Annotated in this window: 15 protein-coding genes; 11 read left to right on the forward strand and 4 right to left on the reverse strand. The window is 72.5% G+C overall.

The genetic code is table 11. The features are described 5' to 3' along the window. Positions 1–35: 35 nt before the first annotated feature. The gene (locus ACQP12_RS16950) at positions 36–965 is read right to left on the reverse strand and encodes a carbohydrate ABC transporter permease (protein ID WP_433280020.1); all 930 of its coding nucleotides are present in this window, start codon (positions 963–965) and stop codon (positions 36–38) included. After that, entirely contained in the window at positions 962–1,993 is a 1,032-nt protein-coding gene (locus tag ACQP12_RS16955; RefSeq protein WP_433280022.1) for an ABC transporter permease, read from the reverse strand. Before ACQP12_RS16955 ends, ACQP12_RS16950 begins: the two co-directional genes overlap by 4 nt. Before the next feature lie 315 nt (positions 1,994–2,308). Between ACQP12_RS16955 and ACQP12_RS16960 the strand changes: the two genes are divergently transcribed. From ACQP12_RS16960 to ACQP12_RS16975, 4 genes are all read left to right on the forward strand, one after another. Next, complete coding sequence (locus tag ACQP12_RS16960) at positions 2,309–3,343, forward strand: acetylxylan esterase (RefSeq protein WP_433280024.1); 1,035 nt, start codon at positions 2,309–2,311, stop codon at positions 3,341–3,343. An 88-nt stretch (positions 3,344–3,431) separates the two neighbouring features. Further along, positions 3,432–4,397 carry an acetylxylan esterase gene (locus ACQP12_RS16965; protein WP_433280026.1) on the forward strand — a complete coding sequence of 322 codons (966 nt, stop codon included), beginning with the start codon at positions 3,432–3,434 and terminating at the stop codon, positions 4,395–4,397. Positions 4,398–4,672: 275 nt separating this feature from the next. Next, a complete protein-coding gene (locus ACQP12_RS16970; RefSeq protein WP_433280028.1) occupies positions 4,673–5,674 on the forward strand; it encodes a glycoside hydrolase family 11 protein in 1,002 nt (333 codons plus the stop codon). Between the two features lie 88 nt (positions 5,675–5,762). Further along, positions 5,763–7,139 carry a pyridoxal phosphate-dependent decarboxylase family protein gene (locus tag ACQP12_RS16975; protein ID WP_433280030.1) on the forward strand — a complete coding sequence of 459 codons (1,377 nt, stop codon included), beginning with the start codon at positions 5,763–5,765 and terminating at the stop codon, positions 7,137–7,139. Between the two features lie 8 nt (positions 7,140–7,147). Here ACQP12_RS16975 and ACQP12_RS16980 read toward each other — a convergent pair whose 3' ends face one another. Beyond that, a complete protein-coding gene (locus tag ACQP12_RS16980; RefSeq protein WP_433280032.1) occupies positions 7,148–8,995 on the reverse strand; it encodes a glycoside hydrolase family 15 protein in 1,848 nt (615 codons plus the stop codon). A 177-nt stretch (positions 8,996–9,172) separates the two neighbouring features. Here ACQP12_RS16980 and ACQP12_RS16985 point away from each other — a divergent pair, with 177 nt between their 5' ends. The 4 genes from ACQP12_RS16985 to ACQP12_RS17000 all read left to right on the forward strand — a co-directional run bounded on the left by ACQP12_RS16985 (position 9,173) and on the right by ACQP12_RS17000 (position 12,446). Then, the gene (locus ACQP12_RS16985; protein ID WP_357950798.1) at positions 9,173–9,706 is read left to right on the forward strand and encodes a YlcI/YnfO family protein; all 534 of its coding nucleotides are present in this window, start codon (positions 9,173–9,175) and stop codon (positions 9,704–9,706) included. Between the two features lie 76 nt (positions 9,707–9,782). Next, on the forward strand, positions 9,783–10,628 hold the full coding sequence (locus ACQP12_RS16990; RefSeq protein ID WP_433280034.1) for a DUF4097 family beta strand repeat-containing protein: 846 nt from the start codon (positions 9,783–9,785) through the stop codon (positions 10,626–10,628). Positions 10,629–10,656: 28 nt separating this feature from the next. Then, entirely contained in the window at positions 10,657–11,613 is a 957-nt protein-coding gene (locus tag ACQP12_RS16995) for an ATP-binding cassette domain-containing protein (RefSeq protein WP_433280036.1), read from the forward strand. Continuing rightward, positions 11,613–12,446, forward strand: a complete 834-nt coding sequence (locus tag ACQP12_RS17000; RefSeq protein WP_433280038.1) for an ABC transporter permease — start codon at positions 11,613–11,615, stop codon at positions 12,444–12,446. Before ACQP12_RS16995 ends, ACQP12_RS17000 begins: the two co-directional genes overlap by 1 nt. A gap of 78 nt (positions 12,447–12,524) precedes the next feature. Here ACQP12_RS17000 and ACQP12_RS17005 read toward each other — a convergent pair whose 3' ends face one another. After that, complete coding sequence (locus tag ACQP12_RS17005) at positions 12,525–13,754, reverse strand: erythromycin esterase family protein (RefSeq protein WP_433280040.1); 1,230 nt, start codon at positions 13,752–13,754, stop codon at positions 12,525–12,527. A 58-nt stretch (positions 13,755–13,812) separates the two neighbouring features. Here ACQP12_RS17005 and ACQP12_RS17010 point away from each other — a divergent pair, with 58 nt between their 5' ends. The 3 genes from ACQP12_RS17010 to ACQP12_RS17020 all read left to right on the forward strand — a co-directional run bounded on the left by ACQP12_RS17010 (position 13,813) and on the right by ACQP12_RS17020 (position 17,149). Further along, positions 13,813–14,565, forward strand: a complete 753-nt coding sequence (locus ACQP12_RS17010; protein WP_433280042.1) for a TioE family transcriptional regulator — start codon at positions 13,813–13,815, stop codon at positions 14,563–14,565. 270 nt (positions 14,566–14,835) lie between these two features. Then, the gene (locus ACQP12_RS17015; protein WP_357950813.1) at positions 14,836–15,291 is read left to right on the forward strand and encodes a hypothetical protein; all 456 of its coding nucleotides are present in this window, start codon (positions 14,836–14,838) and stop codon (positions 15,289–15,291) included. A gap of 61 nt (positions 15,292–15,352) precedes the next feature. Then, the gene (locus tag ACQP12_RS17020; RefSeq protein WP_433280044.1) at positions 15,353–17,149 is read left to right on the forward strand and encodes a glycoside hydrolase family 15 protein; all 1,797 of its coding nucleotides are present in this window, start codon (positions 15,353–15,355) and stop codon (positions 17,147–17,149) included. Positions 17,150–17,175 lie beyond the last annotated feature (26 nt).

Here is a 17,175-nt window from a genome sequence, read left to right on the forward strand (position 1 = left end):
GGGTGGGGGAGCGGTGCGGGTGGTGGTGCCGGTGGCTATCCCTTGACGGCGCCGAGCATGACTCCGGAGACGAAGTACCGCTGGATGAAGGGGTAGACCGCCAGGATGGGCAGGACCGTGAGCACGATGGTCACGGACTGGATGGTGGCGGCGGACTGCACGACGTCGCTGGCGCTGCCGAGGCCGCCGGCGGTCGAGGTCGCGTCGGTCGCGCCGGCGATGAGGTTGCGCAGGTACACCGTCACCGGGAACAGGTCCATGCGGTCCATGTACAGGAACGCGGCGAACCAGGAGTTCCAGAAGGCGACGGCGTAGAAGAGGAACATCGTGGCGACCATCGCCTTGGACAGCGGCAGCACGATCCGCAGCAGGATGCCGTACGTGTTCAGCCCGTCGACCGCGGCGGCCTCCTCCAGCTCGACCGGCAGGCTCTCGAAGAACGCCTTCATGACGAGCAGGTTGAACACGCTGATGGCGTTGGGCAGCGCGATGGCCCACACGCTGTTCTTCAACCCGAGGCTGGTGACCAGGACATAGTTGGGGATCAGCCCGCCGCTGAAGAACATGGTGAACACGGCGATCCCGACCAGCACGCTGCGGCCCTTGAGGTGCGTCTTGGACAGCACGTACGCGTAGCAGGTGGTCAGCACGAGTGAGACGGCCGTGGCGACAGCCGTGTACACCACCGTGTTGCGATAGCTCGTCCAGAACGTCGGATCGGACATCACGGCCTTGTACGCGGCGACGTTGAACCCGCGCGGGACCAGGTTCACCTCGCCCGACACGATGTACGCGTTGTCGCTGAGCGAGCGCGCCACGATGGTGACGAACGGGTACAGCGTCACCACCACGACCACGGTCAGGACGATGGCGTTGACCACCCGGAAGACCCGGTAGCCCCGGCCGGTGTCGGGACCGCGGCGGCGGCCGGTCGCGGGGGTGGGCCCGGTCGTGTCGACGTTCACCACAGGCTCGTCCCCACCGCTCGTCGGGAGATGGCGTTCGCCGACAGCACCAGCGTCAGCCCGATCACGGACTCGAACAGGCCGATCGCCGCCGCGTAGCTGAAGTTGTTGGAGACGATGCCGACCCGGAACAGGTAGGTCGAGATCACGTCGGCCGTCGGGTAGGTCAACGGGTTGTACAGCAGCAGGATCTTCTCGAACCCGACCGCCATGAACGTGCCGACGTTGAGGATCAGCAGGGTCATCATGGTGGGCCGGATCCCGGGCATCGTCACGTGCCAGGTCTGCCGCCACCGGCTGGCCCCGTCGATCCGGGCCGCCTCGTACAGGTCCTCGTCGATGGTGGTCAGCGCGGCCAGGTAGAGGATGGTGCCCCAGCCGACGGTCTGCCAGATCTCCGAGGAGACGTAGATGCTGCGGAACCACCCGGCACGCTGCAGGAACGGCACCGCCTCGCCACCGACGGCTCGGATGAGCTGGTTCACCGTCCCGTCGACGGAGACCAGCTGCATGACCATCGCCGCGACGATCACGATGGACAGGAAGTGCGGCAGGTAGGACACCGACTGGACGAACCGCTTGAGCCGGCGGCTGCGCAGCTCGTTGAGGAGCAGGGCCAGCACGATCGGCAGGGGGAAGCAGAACAGCAGGGTCAGCGCACCCAGCGCCAGGGTGTTGACAAAGACGTCCCAGAACGTCGGGTCGGTGAGGAACATCCTGACGTACCGGAGGCCCACCCAGTACTCGCCGAAGACGCTGCCGCCCGGCTGGAACCGCCGGAGCGCGATCACGTTGCCGAGCATCGGCAGGTAGCGGAAGACCAGGAAGAACAGCAGCGGCAGGATCGCCAGCGAGTAGAGCTGCCAGTCCCGGCGTACCGCGTGGCGCCAGGTGCGGCGGCGGACCGGTGTGGGCGGCGGCGCGGTGGCGGCGGCCGGGGTACGTCGGGCCGGCGAGCGGGTCCGATCCCGCCTCTCGTCGGCGTCCACGGCCACCACCGGACCGTCCACGGGCACCGGGTCGGTCATGCGCACCCCCTGCTTCCGGCCAGCAACCGTCCCGCCCGGGGCGCACGCTCCGCGTCGAAACTTTCGGTACTGCCGCGATACTTGTTGCGGGAACTTTAGTGCCTCCCGTCGATGTGTCAAGAGGCGTGGGACAAGCGCTTTCCCGACCGCCGAGCGCTCCGGGGCATCGACGGTGATGCCCCCGGCGATGGACGGACGCCGTCGCGGTGCCGCCGGGAGCCATGGAGTTCTGTGCTAGCGTGCGCCGAAAGTTTCGGCGACGGGCACCGTCCCGTACCGCTACCGCCGCCCGTCCCGGCGCGAGGAGTCGTGGCCATGTTCGACCTTCCCCTCGACGAGCTGAGGCGGTACGCGCCCGCGGTGCGCGAGCCGGCCGACTTCGACGCCTTCTGGCAATCGACGCTGGCGGCCGAGGCCACCCGTCCCGTGCTCCTCGACGTCCGCCCGGAACCGACCGAGCTGCGCCTGGTCGACTCCTGGGACGTGACGTTCGCCGGCTTCGGCGGCGACCCGGTCCGGGCCTGGTACACCCGCCCGGCCGGAGTGGACGCACCGCTGCCCGTGGTCGTGGAGTACGTCGGCTACGGGCGGGGGCGGGGCCTGCCGCACGAGCGGCTGACCTGGCCGGTGGCCGGCTACGCGCACCTGCTCATGGACGCCCGGGGCCAGTCCGGCCGGTACGGCAGCGGGGACACCCCCGATCCGCACGCCGGCGCGGCCGGCGGACCCTCGCCGGCGACCTGGGGCATCCTGGACCCCCAGGGCTACCACTACCGGCGGCTCATCACCGACGCGGTGCGCGCCGTCCAGGCGGCCCGGGCGCTGGCCGGGGTCGACCCCGCCCGGGTCGTCGCCGCCGGCAACAGCCAGGGCGGCGGCCTCGCCCTCGCCGTCGCGGGGCTCGTCCCCGATCTCGCGGCGCTGCTCAGCACGGCCCCGTTCCTGTGCCACCTCCAGCGCGCCGTCGAGATCACCGACGTCGGGCCGTACGGCGAGATCGCGGAGTACCTGGCGGTCGACCGGGAGGCGGAGGAGCGGGTCCGGCGCACGCTGTCCTACGTGGACGGGGTCGCGTTCGCCCGCCGGGCGGCCGCGCCCGCGCACTTCGGGATCGGCCTGCGCGACCGGGTCTGTCCACCGAGCACCGGGTTCGCGGCCTACAACCAGTACGGCGCCGCCAACGGCCGGCCGGAGCCGGTGGACCGGGAGATCCACGTCTACCCGTTCAACCAGCACGAGGGCGGTGAGGCCGTGCAGGTGCGGCGGCAGCTGCGCTGGCTGGCCCGGGTGCTCGGCACGCCGGTCGCGGCCGCACCGGCCGAGGTTGACGGCCGCGCCGGGTGGTCCTAGCGTGCCGGGAGATCGCGGCACTGTTCCGGAAACCTTCCGGCCCTTTCCGGCCGGCTGGTCCGCGCACCCCACGAGCGGAGAGGCGGCCGTGTACACCGACCTGCCCGAGGCGCAGCTGCGCGCCCACCGCAGCGACCTGCGGGAGCCGCCGGACTTCGACGCGTTCTGGGCCGACACCCTCGCCGAGGCCCGGTCCTGCGGCGACCCGGTCGAGGTGACCGCGGTGGCCACCCCGCTGGTCGGGCTGGACGTCTTCGACGTGACCTTCCCGGGCTTCGCCGGGCAGCCGGTGAAGGCGTGGCTGCGGGTGCCCCGGGACGCGCCGGGGCCGCTGCCGGCGATCGTGCAGTACGTCGGCTACGGCGGCGGACGGGGCCATCCGCTGGAGAACCTGCTCTGGGCCGCCGCCGGGTTCGCCCACCTGCAGATGGACACCCGCGGCCAGGGGTCCGGCTGGAGCCGGGGCGACACCCCGGACATCGCCGGCGCCGGCCCGCAGGCCCCGGGGATGACCACCCGGGGTGTCGAGGACCCGCGCCGGTACTACTACCGCCGCTTCCTCACCGACGCGGTCCGGGCCGTCGACGCGGCACGCCGCCTGCCGGCCGTCGACGCCGGCCGGGTCGCCGTGCTCGGCCACAGCCAGGGCGGCGGTGCGGCGCTCGCCGCCGCCGCTCTCGTGCCGGACCTGCGCGCGGCGGTCGCGTACGTGCCGTTCCTGTGCGACATGCCGCGCGCCGTGACGATCACCGACTCCGCGCCCTACCGGGAGATCCGGGACTACCTGGCGGTGCACCGGGACCGCGAGGAGCAGGTGCTGCGCACCCTCGGCTACGTCGACGGGGTCGCCTTCGCCCGCCGCGCCACCGTGCCGGCCCGCTTCTCCGTGGCGCTGATGGACGAGATCGTGCCCCCGTCGACCGTCTTCGCCGCGGTCAACGCCTACCGGGGGCCGGTCGAGCTGGCGGTGTGGCGGTACAACGGCCACGAGGCGGGCGGGATCGACGACGACGCGGCGGCGCTGGAGTTCCTCCGTACCGCCCTCGACGGCTGATCACCCGGAAGATTCCGGAACCGTCAAGCGGTTCGTGGGCCTCACGGCCCGGCTCTGCGCCGTCATCCTCCGGCCGCCGTCGACTGCTCACCTCACCTGGTCAGGGGATACGTCTCCCGACCACGATCCCTTGTGGCGCCGCGAGACTCCGCAACATTTCCGGAAGTTGTTGACAGCGCGATGACGGGCGGCCGATGCTTTCGGCATCGATGCCCATCCATCACCGCCGATGCGGACCACCCGCGACCTGAGCCGTCGAGAGAGGAAGAACGCAGATGACCGACGCCCCCGTCCGCTCGAGAACCCGCAGACCCGGACGCCTCCGAATGCTCATCGGCGGCGCCTGCGCCGCCGTCCTGGTCACCGCCGGCGCCACGGCCCTGCTGTCCAGCCCCGCGCAGGCCGAGACCGTGACGTCGAACTCGACCGGGACGAACAACGGCTACTTCTATTCCTTCTGGAAGGACAGTGGCAACGTCTCCATGAACATGGGTAGCGGCGGCCAGTACAGCACCCAGTGGAGCAACGTCAACAACTTCGTCGCCGGCAAGGGCTGGAATCCCGGCGCACGGCGGACGGTGACCTACTCCGGCACGTTCAACCCGTCCGGCAACGCCTACCTGACCCTCTACGGGTGGACGAGGAACCCGCTCGTCGAGTACTACATCGTCGACAGCTGGGGCACCTACCGGCCCCCGGGTGGCCAGGGGTTCATGGGCACGGTCACCAGCGACGGCGGCACGTACGACATCTACCGGACGCAGCGGGTCAACGCGCCCTCCATCGAGGGCACCAGGACCTTCTACCAGTACTGGAGCGTCCGGCAGTCGAAGCGGGTGGGCGGCACCATCTCCGCCGGCAACCACTTCGACGCCTGGGCCCGGTACGGGATGAACCTGGGCAGCCACGACTACCAGATCCTGGCCACCGAGGGTTACCAGAGCAGCGGCAGCTCCAACATCACGGTCGGCGGCGGCGCGCCCGGCACGACGACCCCGCCGCCCGGCGGCGGCGGCGGTTGCACGGTCAGCGTCAGCCGCGCCGACGAGTGGAGCGACCGGTTCAACGTGAACCTCTCGGTCAGCGGCAGCAGCAACTGGGTCGTCACCATCCGCACGAACGGCGGGCAGACCCTGCAGAACAGCTGGAACGCCTCGATCAGCGGCACCAGCGGCACCCTCACGGCCCGGCCGAACGGCAACGGCAACAACTTCGGCATCACGCTCTACAAGAACGGCAACAACACCACGCCCACCGCGAGCTGCGCGACCGGCTGACCGGCGTGCGGGTGGGGTACCGCCGACCTGCCGGCGCGCCCCACCCGCCCGCCCGACCGCCCGTCGGCCCGGGCGATAGGGTGCGGCGGTGGAGGAACTGAGTCACCTGTTCCGGCTGGCCGCCGACCACGCGGCGGACTACCGGCGGTCGTTGCCGGATCGCCCGGTCGGCGTGCCGGTCGACCGGGCCGCGGTGACCGAGGGCTTCGCCGGCCCGCTGCCCTCCGGCCCCTGCCCGCCCGAGCAGGTGCTGGCCGAGCTGCTCGCCGCGGCCGAGCCCGGTCTCGTCGCCTCCGCCGGCCCGCGCTACTTCGGGTTCGTGGTCGGCGGCGCGTTGCCGGCGGCGACCGCGGCCGACATCCTCGCCGCCGGTTGGGACCAGCTCGCGTTCAACGCGGTCACGTCGCCGGCCGCCATCGCCGCCGAGGCTGCGGCCGGCGGCTGGCTGAAGGAGCTGCTGGGCATCCCGGCATCGGCGTCGGCGGGCTTCGTCACCGGCGCCCAGGCGGCGAACACGGCCGGGCTCGCCGCCGCCCGGCACCAGGTGCTCGCCGACGCGGGCTGGGACGTGGAGCGGCGTGGGCTGCTCGGGGCGCCACCGATCCGGATGATCGCGGGCGACGAGCGGCACGGCACCATCGACCGGGCGCTGCGTCTGCTCGGTCTCGGGACGGATGCGGTGGAGCCGGTGCCCACCGGGCCGAACGGCGCCATCGACCTCGCATCGCTGCGGGCCGTGCTGCGGGCCGGCGCCCCGGGACCCACCATCGTGTGCCTGCAGGCCGGCAACGTGAACACCGGCGCCTGCGACGAGCTGCGCGAGGCGTGCGAGCTGGTCCAGCGGCACGGCGGGTGGGCGCATGTGGACGGGGCATTCGGATTGTGGGCCGCGGCGAGCCCGGCCACGCGGCATCTGGTGGACGGGCTGGAACTGGCCGACTCGTGGGCCTGCGACGGCCACAAGTGGCTGAACCTGCCGTACGACTCGGCCTTCGCGTTCTGCGCCCGTCCCGACGTGCACGCCGCGGCGATGTCGTACGCCGCCGCGTACCTGGTCGGTTCCGGCGGCGCGCCGGTGGGCGCGGACCTTACCGCCGAGTCCTCGCGCCGGGCGCGGGGGTTCGCCGTCTGGGCCGGCCTGCGGGAGCTGGGCCGCGACGGCGTCGCCGCGCTGGTGGACCGCTGCTGCGCGCTGGCCCGCCGGTTCGCCGAGGGACTGACCGCGGCCGGGTTCGAGGTGGCGAACGACGTGGTTCTCAACCAGGTGCTGGTCGGCTTCGGCGACGACGCGCGCACCGACCGGGTGGTGGCGGCGGTGCAGGCGGACGGCACCTGCTGGGCGGGCGGCACGACGTGGCGGGGGCGGCGCCTCATGCGCCTGTCGGTGTCGAACGCCACCACCACCGAGGCGGACGTGGACCGCTCGCTCGCCGCGATCATCCGCCTTGGTGCCGGTACGGGTTGAGTGCGGCGTCAGCGTGCGGTGGTGGGCCGCGGGCCGTCCTGGCCGGCGGGGATGAGCCGATCGGGCGCGGGCGGGACGTCGTGGCGCCCGGCATCCAGGTCGGTGAGGTCACCGGCGGCGTTGATGAGACCGATGTGTGAGAACGCCTGAGGGAAGTTGCCCAGGGCTTCCCCGCTGTACGGGTCGATCTGCTCGGAGAACAGGCCCAGGTCGTTGGCCCGGGCGGCGAGCCGCTCGAAGAGCTGCCCGGCACGCGCGCGCTCACCGGCCAGCGCCAGGCAGCTGACCAGCCAGAAGGAGCAGATGAGGAAGCCGGCGGGGTCGCCGGCCCAGCGGCGCAGCAAGCCGTCGTGGGACAGTCTCTCCTCGATCACCCGGATCGTGGAGCGCATTCTCGGGTCGCCGGCGGGCAGGAACCCGACCAACGGCATCAGCAGCACGGACGCATCCAGTTCATCGCTGTCGAACGCTCCGGTGTAGGCCGTCAGCCGGTCGCTCCAGCCCTGGGTCAACACGGCTCGTCGGACCGCGTCCCGTGCCGCCGCCCACCTGGCGACGTCCGCCTCGGAGCCCAGGTGTGATCCGAAGCGGACGGCTCGGTCCAACGCCGTCCAGCACTGCACCTTCGAGGACACGTAGTGGCGTTCGGCGTCGCGCGCCTCCCACATCCCGGCGTCCGGCAGGGGCCAGTCCCGCGCGGCCCGCTCCGTCATCGCGCGCAGCAGCTGGCGGAGGTCCGGCGGCATCGGGTCGAGGTACTCCCGCATGAGCCAGGCGGCGCTGAGCGGCTCACCGTGCACATCGTTCTGCCGTTGTCGCCACGCGTCGTTGCCCACCAGCACCGGGCGGCTGCCGGCGAAGCCGGCAAGGTGCTCGAGGTGGTGCTCGGTGAGGTCCCGTTCACCCTCGACCCCGTACATGATCGGAACGATGCCGTCGTTCATGCCCATCGACCGCGTCAACCAGCCGACGTGCAGGTTGAGCTCGTCGGTGCAGGCCACGCGCCAGAGCGCCTCCAGGCTGAAGCTGAAGTCGCGGACCCAGGCGTAGCGGTAGTCGTAGTTGCGTTCGCCGCCCAGTTCCTCGGGCAGCGACATCGTCGGTGCGGCCACCACCGCGCCACTGGGCCGGTAGGTCATGCCCTGCATGACCAGCGCGCTGCGTCGCACCTGCTCCCGGTAGCGGCCACGGTAGTCGTGCAGGCCCATCCAGGAACGCCAGCCCGCGGCGGCGTCGTCGATCACCTGTTGGGCGTCGAGCACCGCCGGCGGGCCGGCGTCGTAGGCGGGCGCGTACCCCAGGGTGAAGTGACATTTTTCGCCGGCCCGTACCGTGAACGACGCGGACGCCTCTCCGACCTCGCAGGCCAGGGGGACGGTCGACCGCAGGTCCAGCCGGGCCGACGCGGCGCTGGCGACCAGCGCGCCGTCCCGCCGCTCGAGCAGGGGAACCATCCGGCCGTACTCGAACCGCGGCCGGTAGTGCAGTCGCAGCGGGACCTCGCCGGAGAGCCCTCGCACCACCCGGGCCAGCAGCCTGGGCGAGTGCAGGCCGACCTCGTGGCCCCGCGCTCCCGGCTCGAGGGCCAGCGCGTCGATGAGGGCCACGCTGCCGGTCGCGGTGGTGAAGACGGTACGGAGCACGAGAGTGTCGGTCAGGTAGGCACGGCTCGTGCTGAACCCACCCTCGGGACGGATCACCCAGTGCCCGGCGTCGTCGTCGAGCAGACGGGCGAACGCCGACGGAGCGTCGAACCGCGCGGGACACCACCAGTTGACCGACCCGGACCTGTCCACCAGCACGGCGCTACGGCCATCGGCCAGGAACCCGTGGTCCGCGATCCGTCCGCACGCCATGAGGCGGACTACCCCCGCGGCCCACCGGTACGCCGGGCATGGTCGGGGGACACCGTGAGGGGCGCGCCCGTGTCCTCCCGCCGGTGAGCGTCAGGGCCAATGGTCTGACGCCAAGCTGGCACAGAACCTGAGCCAACATGGCTTGTCTGTGTGCCAAACGTGTGCCAGACTGGCACCATGGACCTGACCTCGTATGTGAACAACCTCGGACGGGAGTTCGCCACCCTCGCCGAAGCCGGCGGCGAGGAGGCGCGTGCGCTGGTCGAGCGCCTGACCGGCTCGCTCGAGTCGGCGATCCGGATGACGCTGCTGGACGCGCTGTCGGCCGCCGCCGACGAGATCACCCGGGACCTGGCTCCGGGCTCGGTGGAGCTGCGCCTGCGGGGACGCGACCCGCAGTTCGTCGTGACGGCGCCACCCGCCGAGCCGCTCGAGCCCGTGCGCGAGGACGCTGCCACGACGGCTGGCGGCCCGCCGGCCGGCGAGCTGCTGATCGCCGAGGAGGGCCCGGCCGCGCGGATCAACGTACGCCTGCCCGAGCAGCTCAAGGCCGCGGTCGAGGAGGCCGCGGCCAGGGAGGGGCGCTCGGTCAACGCCTGGCTGGTCCGGGCGGCCGCCGCCGGCCTGCAGCGCTCCGACCGCGATCAGCGTCCCGCGCCATCCGCCGGTGGCAAACGGGCCAGGCAGCACTTCACCGGCTGGGTGCGCTAGCCGCGCCGCACGCTCTCCTCACTTCACGTCCCCGACCTGCGGGGACGCCTCACCTACCCATGATGCGGGGACAACCATGCCCAATTTCGAGACTCCCGAACCGATCTCCGTCACGCTCGAACTCGGCGTCGGCGACCTGCGGATCTCCGCGAGCGACCGGACCGACACCGTCGTCGAGGTCCGCCCGAGCGACGAAGCCGACGAGTCCGACGTGAAGGCCGCTCAGCAGGTCCGCGTCGACTACGCCAACGGCACCCTGCGGATCACCGGCCCGAAGTCGCGTGCCTTCGACTTCTCCCGCAAGACCAGGTCGGTCGACGTGTCTATCGAACTGCCCAGCGGTTCCCACGTGTCCGCCGAGATGCAGGTGGGCGACTACCGCTGCGCCGGCCGGCTCGGTCAGTGCCGCCTCAAGACCTCCGTCGGCAAGATCTGGCTCGAACGGACCGGCCCGCTGCGCGTGAGCACGTCCGCCGGCCACGTCACCGCCGACACCGTCGCCGGCGACGCCGAGATCTCCACCGGCTCCGGCAAGGTCCGGATCGGCGAGGTCCAGGGCACCGCGGTCGTGAAGAACTCCAACGGCGACACCACGGTCGACACGGTCACCGGCGACGTGCGGGTGCGCGCGGCCAACGGCGACATCCAGATCCGACGGGCCGGCGCCGGCGTCGACGCGAAGACCTCCAACGGCAGCATCAGCCTCGGCGAGGTGGTCCGTGGCACGGTCGTCCTCGGCACCGCCATGGGCGACCTGGACATCGGCATCGCCGCCGGCACCGCCGCCTGGCTGGAGGTGAACACCGGATTCGGACAGGTGCGCAACCAGTTGGAGGACACCACCGGACCCGACCGGGCCGACGAGACCGTCGAGATCCGCGGCCGCACCTCGTGCGGCGACGTCGTCGTCCACCGCTCCTGATCCGCTTCCGGCCCTGGGAAGGGAAACCATGACCATCACGCCACCCCCGCCGGCGATCGCCGCGGCCGGGCTACGCCGCTCCTTCGGTGACCACGTCGTGCTCGACGGCCTCGATCTGCACGTGCCACGGGGAACGGTCTTCTCGCTGCTCGGCGCGAACGGAGCCGGGAAGACCACCACGGTCAAGATCCTGTCCACGCTGCTCCGCGCCGACGCCGGCGACGTCCAGGTCGCGGGGCACGACCTCGCCCGCGAACCGGACGCGGTGCGCGCCGCGATCGGTGTCACCGGTCAGTTCTCCGCCGTGGACAAGCTGCTCACCGGCGAGGAGAACCTGCGGCTCATGGCGGACCTCCACCAGCTCACCCGGGGCGAGGGCCGGCGGCGGACCGCCCAGCTGCTGGAGCAGTTCGACCTGGCCGAGGCGGCCAGGAGGCCGGCGTCCACCTACTCCGGGGGGATGCTGCGGCGGCTCGACCTGGCGATGACCCTGGTCGGCAGCCCGCAGGTGATCTTCCTCGATGAGCCGACCACCGGACTGGACCCGCGCAGCCGCCGGGCCATGTGGCAGATCGTCCGGGACCTGGTGGCCGGCGGCGTCACCATCTTCCTGACGACGCAGTATCTGGAGGAGGCCGACGAGCTGGCCGACCGCATCGCGGTCCTCGACCGCGGCCGGGTGGTCGCCGAGGGAACCGCGGAGGAACTGAAGCGGCGCATCCCCGGCGGACACGTCCGACTGCGGTTCGCCGACCCGCAGTGCCTCGACGCGGCCATGCGGGTCCTGAACCAGGCCTCCCGCGACAACGACGCGCTGGCCCTGCGGGTGCCCAGCGACGGCAGCCTGGGCTCGCTGAGGACCCTCATCGGCCGGCTCGACGACCAGGCCATCGAGGTCGACGAGCTGTCCGTGCACACCCCCGACCTCGACGACGTCTTCCTCGCCCTCACCGGCGACTCCGCCAAGGAGAAGGTGACCAGCTGATGAGCACCACCGCCCTCGCCGGGCCGCGCCCGGTCGACCTCCGCTTCCACCCGCTGCGCGACTCGGTGACGATGCTGCGCCGCAACCTCAGGCGCATGCTGCGGTACCCGTCGATGACCTTGATGCTCGTCGGCATGCCCGTCGTCTTCCTGCTGCTGTTCGTCTACGTGCTCGGCGGCACGCTGGGCGCCGGGCTCGGCGGGACGGTGGACGGCGGCGCGGCCGGCGGGCGCGCCGCGTACGCCAACTACGTCGCCCCGGCGATCATCCTGATGACCGTGGCGGCCACGGTCCAGGGAACCGCGATCTCGATCGCCATGGACATGACCGAAGGCATCATCACCCGGTTTCGCACCATGCACATCGCCCGCGTCTCGGTGCTCACCGGGCACGTCCTGGGCAGCATGATCCAGGCAGCGTTGAGCCTGGCGATCGTGATCGGCGTGGCGGTGCTGGTCGGCTTCCGTCCCACCGCCGGGCTCGGCGCCTGGCTGGCCACGGCCGCTTTCCTGCTGGCGGTGACCTTCGCGCTCGTGTGGCTGTCCGTCGCCCTCGGCCAGGTGAGCAAGAGCGTCGAGACCGCGAGCAACCTGCCCATGCCCCTCATCCTGCTGCCCTTCCTCGGCAGCGGGTTCGTCCCCACCGACTCCATGCCGGCCGGCCTGCGCTGGTTCGCCGAGTACCAGCCGTTCACGCCGGTCATCGAAACCCTGCGCGGCCTGCTGATGGACGAGCCGATCGGCAACAACGGGTGGATCGCGCTCGCCTGGTGCGCCGTCATCGCGCTGGGCGGTTACCTCTGGTCGAAGCGACTGTTCAACCGCGAGTCCTGACCCCGCTCGGTGGGGCGACGAGGACCGCGTGGCCCGGGCGCCGTCGGCGAGCAGCCGACGGCGCCCGATGGGCGCAGGTCAGTCGGTGCCGAGCGGCGGGCGAGCCCCGCTCGTCCAGGAGTCCTTGACGAACACGATCCCGTCGGTGCTGGCCACGTGGGACGGATCGAGCGGGGCGTAACCGAACCAGGGGGACACCCGGGCCGTGGGCGTCAGGTCGGCGAGGGCGGTGGCCAGGCGGCGGGCGTCGACGAGGCAGCGGTCCTCGGGCAGCGCGTACAGCAGCCCTTCGAGGGTGTCCGGGGGCGGGGTGTCGACGCCCTGGTGGCGGATCGTGCCGAGGGCCGTGGCGAGGAAGGCGTACCCGTCGCCCAGGTGGGCGCCGACGATCGCGCCGGCGCTCCACCATTGCGCCGGCCGGCCGCCCATCCGCATCGTGCTCCTGTTCCGCTGGAGGTGGCCGTTGTGGGCGTTCACCAGCGTTGGCCCGCGTTCGGCGAGGGCGAGCAGGTTGGCGGCCATCATCGAGTCCCGCACGCCGAGCAGCCACGCCATGCGGCTCGGTGACGTGTCGGCCATCCAGAAGTGGTAGCGCAGCAGCCCTGTGGCGGTACGCGCGTACAGGCGCGCCCGGTCCCAGTCCTCCCGCGGGGACGCCGCGACCAGGTGTGGTGTCTGCGCGTCGAGCAGGGCCACCAGGTCGTCGGCGAGCAGGCGCAGCCGCGCGGCCTCGGGCGTCTGCCCCACGGACCGGGACGGGTCCATCATGGCGGCGGGGTTCGTCCAGCGGTCGTCGGCGCCGAGCAGGCGGTCGAGCGTGGCGGCGTCGCAGGGGAGCAGGTCGGGGTCCACCCAGGCGGTGAGGTAGGCGTGGAGGGTGGTCAGGGCCTGCCGGGGGCTCGCGGCGCCGGTGATCTCCAGCGGCCCGTCGAACCCGGCGAAGCGGACCTGCTGTGCCGCGGGCCGACCCTCGTTGTACGCACGCATCCACCGCACCAGCTCGCGGTTGCCGGGGAAGGCGCCCCACTCGTGGCTGAAGCCGCGCTCCATGACCTCGTCGAGGGTGCCGGCGCCCGAGGTGACGTGGTCGTCCACGAGCAGGCCCATCAGGCAGTCGCTCTCGATCGCGATGGTCCGGTAGCCGTCCCGCTCGACGAGTTGCCGGAAGAGATCGTTGCGCAGGCCGAGCAGAGCCTCCTCGCCGTGGGTGGGCTCGCCGAGCGCGAGCAGCCGCGGCCTGGCCGGAAGCAGGCGCAGGGCGGCAGCAGCGTCAACGGGATGGGCGGTGGCTTCGATTCCAGCAGTCATACTCTCAACGCTATCGTTGAACCGCCGGTGGAGACTTTCGCGCGATCTGAGCGGGGCGATGAGGCAAAACCTTCAACACGGTGGTCGGCTGCGGCCGGTTGACCTGGCGCGCGCGCACGGTCTGTCCGCGCAGGCGGTCCGGAACTACGAGGCGGCCGGCATCCTTCCGGGCGCCGACCGCACACCGCACGGCTACCGCACCTACACGCCCCGGCACGCGCAGGCCCTGCGCGCTTTCCTCGCCCTCGTGCCCGCGCACGGCCATCAGACGGCCACGTCGATCATGCAGGCGGTCAACCGGGGCGCGATCGAGGACGCCCTCCGACTCATCGACGAAAGCCACGCCCAGCTTCTCGCCGACCGACGGACCCTCCGGGCCGTCGAGGTCGCTCTTCGCGACCTGGAGCCGGTGCCGCCGGAACGCGCCGACACGTTCGTCGGTCCGCTGGCGAGAAGGCTCGGCCTCCGCCCGGCCACCCTGCGCAAGTGGGAACGCGCCGGCGTGGTCCAGCCGCGCCGCGACGCGCGGACGGGCTACCGGGTCTACCGCGCGGCCGACGTGCGTGACGCCCTGCTGGCTCACCAGCTCAGGCGGGGTGGCTACCGGCTGGAGCAGATCGCCCCGCTGATCGCCCAGGTCCGCTCCGCGGGAGGCGTCGCGCCGCTCGAGTCGATGCTGAAGGACTGGCACGCCCGCCTCTCGGCCAGGAGCCGCGCCATGCTCGCCGGCGCCGCCGCACTGGACGCCTACCTCACCGGTTGGCCGGCCCCGCCCCGAGACGGGGCGACGACGGACCTCTCCACCAGGTAGCGCCCGCCGATCGTCGGCCGCCACCCGCCCGCGCCGTGGCTCACCCGGTCGGTCTACTTGCGCGGTGCGTTCCGGCAAGCCACCCGGCGTCGACGCCTGATGGGCCTACGGTGGAGACCGTTGCGAGGTGGGCCCCGGTCCCGGGCCGCACATCACCTCGTGGGTACAGCCGGAAGGCATCGATGGCCGAGACAACCGCGCCGGACCGCGTACGGAACGCCGGGGCGTGCCCCGGCGGCCACCGCTGAGATGGACTGGGCCGGATGGGCAGTGTTCGGGTTGGTCGCCACCGCCGCGCTCACCGCGGCGATGATCACGGCGCAGATGGCGGGGCTCAGCCGCCTCGACCTTCCCCTGGTGCTCGGGACCCTCGTCACCGAGGATCCCGACCGGGCCCGGGTCGTCGGCTTCTTCATCCACCTCGTCGCCGGCCAGGGCTTCGCTCTGGGGTACGCGGCCGCGTTCGCCCTGCTGCACCGCGCCACCTGGTGGATCGGTGCGCTGTTCGGCGGGCTCCACGTCGCGATCGCGCTGACGGTGCTCCTCCCGTTGCTCCCAGGCGTCCACCCGCGGATGGCCTCGCAGCGGGCCGGCCCGTCCAGCACGGCCGTGTTGGAGCCGCCCGGCCTGTTCGCCCTCAACTACGGCGTCCAGACGCCCACCGTCGCGGTTGTCGTCCACGTCATCTACGGGGTCGTCCTCGGGCTGCTCCTGCGGGCCGGTTGAGCACCACCGGCGCTCGGCGTCGGCTGCTGCCCGCGGGAGCCCGGCGATCGGCTGGCCGGCCGTGACCGGGCCACCGCAGCCCCCGGCGCCGATCAGCGACTACGGGTTGCTGGGCGACACGCGCACCGCGGCCCTCGTCAGCGGTGACGGGGCGATCGACTGGCTCTGCGTACCCCGCTTCGACGGTGAGCCGTTGTTCGGACGCCTCGTGGGCGGCCCGGCGGCGGGCACGTTCCGGGTCGGCCCGGCCGCATCCGCCACGGTCGTCGCGCGGCGCTACCGGCAGGACACCGCGACGATCGAGACGACCTGGGCGCTGGGCGACCGCCGGCTCACCCTCACCGAGTCCATGGTGGCCGAGGTCACGGGACGGCTGTTGCCCTCGACGCTGCTCGTGCGGCGTCTCTCGGCCGAGGGCGGAGCGGTGGACGCCGTGGTCGAGTTCGATCCGCGTCTCGGCGTACGGCACCGCCGGCCCCGGGTCCGCCGCCGCGGCGGAGTCCTCGTGTGTGAGTGGGGGGCGCTGGCCGTGTCCCTGAGCTGCGCGCCCGAGCTCGCGGTCGAACCGGGCCGGGTCATCCCCGTCGAGGTGGCGCCGGGCAGTCCGGTCACCCTCGTCCTCGCCGTGGCCAACCGCGAACCGCTGATCCACGTCGAGCCCCAGGCGGCCTGGGACCTCCTCCTGGGAGACGAGGCCCGCTGGCGGGCCTGGACGGCCGGGATCGACGGCTCGCTGCCGTTCCGCGAGGACGTCGTGCGCAGCCTGCTCACGTTGCGGTTGCTGACCTACTCCCCGTCGCAGGCTCCGGTCGCCGCGCCGACGACCTCGCTGCCCGAGGATCCCGGAGGGGTGCGGAACTGGGACTACCGCTATGTCTGGCCCCGGGACGCCAGCATCGGGGTCAACGCGTTCCTCGGCGTCGGCAAGCTCGACGAGGCCCACGGCTTCCTCGCGTGGCTGCTCCACGCCAGCCGGCTGGACCGGCCGCGCCTGCCGGCGCTGTTAACCCTGACCGGCCGCCGCGTGCCACGGGAGCGGGAGCTGGCCGGCTGGCCCGGCTACCTCGACAGCGTGCCGGTGCGGTTCGGCAACGGCGCCGCCGACCAGCACCAGCTCGACGGCTACGGTTGGGTGGTCGACGCCGCCTGGGTGTTCGTCCAGGCCGGGCACCGTCTCTACTCCGAGACGTGGCGGGCCGTGCGCGGCTTCGCCGACGTCGTCGCCGGCCGGTGGGGGGATCCCGATGCCGGCATCTGGGAGGTCCGCGAGGCCGGCCAGCACGTGCATTCCAAGCTCATGGGCTGGCTCGCCCTCGACCGGGCCCTGCGCATCGCCGAAACCCACCGGCTTCCCGCCCGGCAACGCCGGCGCTGGCAGGAGGCCCGGGACGCCATCGCCGCCGACGTGCGCACGCGCGGCTTCGACCCGACCCAGGGCAGCTACGTCCGCAGCTACGGCAGCCCGGACCTGGACTCGGCTCTGCTCGTCCTTCCCCTGCTCGGCATCGACGGCGTCGAGTCCGCCCGCGTGCGTGGCACGATCGACGCCATCCGCGAACGGCTCTCCGCCGGCGGCCCGCTGCTGCACCGCTACCCGCCGGGACGCGACGGCCTCCCCGGCACCGAAGGCGCCTTCCTGCCCTGCTCGTTCTGGCTCGTCCAGGCCCTCGCCAGCACCGGGCGGCGCCGCGAGGCGGAGGAGCTGTTCCGTACGCTGCTCGACCACGCCAGCCCGCTGGGCCTCTACGCCGAGGAGCTCGACCCCGCGACCGGTGCCCACCTCGGGAACTATCCGCAGACGCTGACCCACGCCGCGCTCATCCAGGCGGTACTCGCGATCCGGGACAGCCCTCGTTGACGTGGTTGCCGCCGCCGGACGACGCG

The organism is Micromonospora sp. CA-244673, assembly GCF_050948395.1.
GTDB lineage: Bacteria > Actinomycetota > Actinomycetes > Mycobacteriales > Micromonosporaceae > Micromonospora.